2 protein-coding genes are annotated in these 2,908 nt (G+C 33.4%); both read left to right on the forward strand.

Going from position 1 to position 2,908, the window contains the following annotated elements; all coding sequences use genetic code 11:
• The coding region (locus tag ACH2CG_RS16755) for a beta strand repeat-containing protein (RefSeq protein WP_395067299.1) at window positions 1-1,616 on the forward strand (1,616 nt) is incomplete at its 5' end.
• Between the two features lie 158 nt (window positions 1,617-1,774).
• Window positions 1,775-2,470: a hypothetical protein gene (locus ACH2CG_RS16760; protein ID WP_395067301.1), complete on the forward strand. Its 696-nt coding sequence runs from the start codon at window positions 1,775-1,777 to the stop codon at window positions 2,468-2,470.
• Window positions 2,471-2,908 lie beyond the last annotated feature (438 nt).

Below are 2,908 nucleotides of genomic sequence, written 5' to 3' on the forward strand. Positions count from 1 at the left end.
ACAGAAAAATTACATTCCACGCTCAAGGTGGTTCACACTTTCTTGGCAGTGTTGGTATTGGTACAGCAGCACCCAAAGCAGCATTAGATGTTGCTGGTCCTGGAGGTTTACTACTTTCTGTTGGCAATATAGGCAGCGCTACAAACGCAAATTTATTACCTTATGCTAACACACTACAATTAGTACAAGGTTGGAATCGCACAGGTGGTAATGGAGAAATTGATTTTATGAACTCAGTAGGAACTGGACTTCAAGGTGGTTTCAATTGGAGTAACTTGAACAACGATGGGTCAACAACATCAATGGCTTCATTAAATACTAGCGGCTTTTATGTAAATAGCATTTATGTAAATAACATTCCTGCTGGTGCAAGTACAGATAATATTGTTACAACAGACGTAAATGGTCGTTTAAGGAAAGTTAGTATGGCAAGTGTAAGCGCTACTTCTGACCTACGTCTTGTAGGTAGTAACCACATTACACAGGATGCAGGAATAGGCAGCAATGGCACTTCTGTAGGTACAGGTAACAACAATGTAGCGATTGGATCTCAAACATTACTAAGCAACACTACTGGTTATATAAACATAGCTTTAGGAAGCAACGCACTTAGAAGTAACAAAACAGGTTTCGCGAACAAAGCAATAGGAGTTGGCGCTTTACTTAATAACACAGATGGAAGTGGTAACCTAGCAGTTGGTAATTACTCACTTGATGGTAATACAACTGGTTCTTTCAATATAGCTGTTGGTGATAATTCTGGTAATTCCGTAACAACTGGTTCCAACAATTTAATTATAGGTGTTAGTTCTGGACAAAACATTACTACAGGTAGTAACAATACTTTGTTGGGTAATAATATTACTTCTACTACAAATACAAGCAACAATATAATTATTGCTGATGGTGCCGGAAACCAAAGAATAAATGTGATAGCAAGCGGTAATGTTGGTATTGGTACAAATTCACCAACGGCTAATTTACAAGTAGAATCTGTTGGAAGTCCAATCCAAAGAACACTTTTGTTACTTGAACCAAACACATGGAGTAATGGACCAAATCAAGTCGCAAGTTACTTAATTCGTGCTGGTGAAGGTGTAAAAACAAATGGTACAGCACAAGGAGCATTTTCTGTTTCTGGAAATGGTACAGGTTATTTTGCTGGTAATGTTGGGATTGGGATTGCAACACCATTATCACCATTATCCATAGAAAAAACAGTTATTAGTAATGATGCATCAATTATTGATTGGTCAACAGATTCACAATTAGGTTACTTCATTCCTAAACTTACACTTGGTTCCAATAATCCTATTGCACAACTAGGAGACAGTGGATACATATTTAGTAATGATAAAAATGACAGTACTAATACAGGCGGTTTTGTTATTGCACCATTAAGCACCACTGCTGGAGGTATAAAAATAATGGAAAACGGTAATGTAGGTGTGGGTAGAATTACACCAGTAGTAAAATTAGACGTTAATGGCTATGTAAGAGTAGGCAGTTCAGACGCGGCTGGTGATGCAACTCCACAAGCAGGTATGATTCGCTACAATGCAACAACAGGTAAATTTCAAGGACGTACTAGTACAGCTTGGGTAGATTTAAACTAATCTTTATTTAAATCAAAAGAAATATCTCAATAATCTCAATATACTATTTATTGAGATTATTGTTCTTTAAAGTCCTTTTATCTAGTATATCTTAGTTTAACGAATATATCCTTATACTATCAAAAATAGTCCTAATAAATAAAATTAATATACAAAAAATGAAAACAAGAATTCAATTACTATTACTTCTAACATTTGGATTAAGCTTAGCCCAAAAAAATAAAACAAACGAAACTTTGTTTGAGACAGACAAACAAATCTATAAAAATGCCCTTAAATACAACGATGCGAACACAGCAATAATAAGCATCCACAACATCATAGCCAAAGAAGGCGAAAACACAACATATAAAGACAGTCTAGCCATTTTATATTACAAAACTAACAATTTTGTAAGCAGCTATTTTGTAACCAAAGAATTACTAGAAAAAAAACCGAAAGACCTACAATTACTAGAAATAAATGCTATTAGTTTACAAAACATTGGTGACTCTAAAAAAGCAGTAACAGCATACGAGACCTTATTTGCTTTGTCAAAAAACCAATACCACGGCTATCAATTAGCTACTATCCAATTTAATTTAAAACGTTTTGGTGAAGCTCAAACTACAATTCAACAAACCTTATCATGCCAAGAGATAAAAGAAGCACAAGTACAGATTCCAGTAGATAAAGATCAAACCCAAAATGTCCCATTAAAAGCAGCACTTTCCAACCTGCAAGGATTAGTCGCATACGAACTTAAAGACAATGCCTACGCAAAAAAATCATTCGAAAATGCATTAACTATTCTACCAGAATTTATATTAGCAAAACAAAATATAGCAGCTCTTGAAAAAGAAATAAAAAAATAACTAAACAAGTAATAATTCTGCCACTTACATAAATAAAGAAAAAAATATTAATAATATATTCTAAAAATCATTCGGTAGTGGCAGAAATAATTACACCCTAAAATCAACCAACGTCACAGTGAGTTCATGTGCTTTTTGTGAAGTGAAACACAAAAAAAAATGTATCGAGAACAACAAATTAAACAATTAAACGAAACCGAACAAACAAATTTAAATTATAAATCAAAACAAATACATAACCACCAGTTCAAATGTTTTTTGTGAAGTGAAACGCAACAAAAAATGTATCGAGAACAACAAATTAAACCACTTCAAACAATGAAAAAACAAATGAAAAATTAAATGAAAAATTAAACAATGCAGCTTAAAATCTAAATTAAAACCACTTAATTTACTTTCAAGAATAGCTGTTACTCCAAAATTAGTAGCCGTTTTATT

It is taken from the genome of Flavobacterium sp., assembly GCF_043778725.1.
GTDB lineage: Bacteria > Bacteroidota > Bacteroidia > Flavobacteriales > Flavobacteriaceae > Flavobacterium.

Coding starts and splice junctions, on each gene's coding strand:
- ACH2CG_RS16760 (WP_395067301.1), top strand. CDS start 1,775: ATGAAAACAAGAATTCAATTACTATTACTTCTAACATTTGGATTAAGC.